The following is a 555-nucleotide window of genomic DNA, read 5'->3' as shown; positions in this document are numbered from 1 at the left end:
AAAAAGACGCCAATCCGTTCATCCAAATAGCACAGGCGATCAAAGTCAGCGGAAAGCTTAACCATGTGAATAGCTGTTCTGATGTGTGGCCAAACCGCACTCGAATCACTTCCATGGCGGTTTCTACGCGTAACCTTCGATAGCGACGCGCAAAAAACGCCGCCGCGACGAAAAATCCCAACGCATTTCCCCAAAAGATGAACATCACGCTGATGCCATCTTCATACGCTTTGGCAGCGGCACCCGTAAACGTCCACGCTGAAAATTGCGTCATGAATGCAGTCGCGCCAGCCATCCACCACATCATGGTCCCTCCACCTTGAAGGAAGTCGTTCGACGAGGTGGAAAAGCGGCGAAATAGCCACGCAGCGATCCCAATAAAGAGCAGATAGATCATTACGATCATCGAATCCAATAAAGTCATGTGTCATAGCTCACGAAAAAATTAAAACACCGTTTTAAAGATCACAAAAATACCGATAAGAACTTTATCAGTACGTAATAATGAATATATTAAAACAAGATTTATTATAAAATAAAATGGTGTTTCAAAAT

Annotated in this window: 1 protein-coding gene; it reads right to left on the bottom strand. The window is 43.8% G+C overall.

Translation table 11 applies throughout. The annotated features are described in order from the left end of the window. Window positions 1-424, bottom strand: a 424-nt coding sequence (locus R8N49_RS29535; protein WP_412034939.1) for a sodium:solute symporter family transporter, incomplete at its 3' end; no start/stop codon positions are given. Window positions 425-555 lie beyond the last annotated feature (131 nt).

It is taken from the genome of Vibrio sp. 1978 (assembly GCF_033344345.1).
Note: the sequence above shows the minus strand (reverse complement) of the source record. Positions and strands in the feature narration are given on the sequence as shown.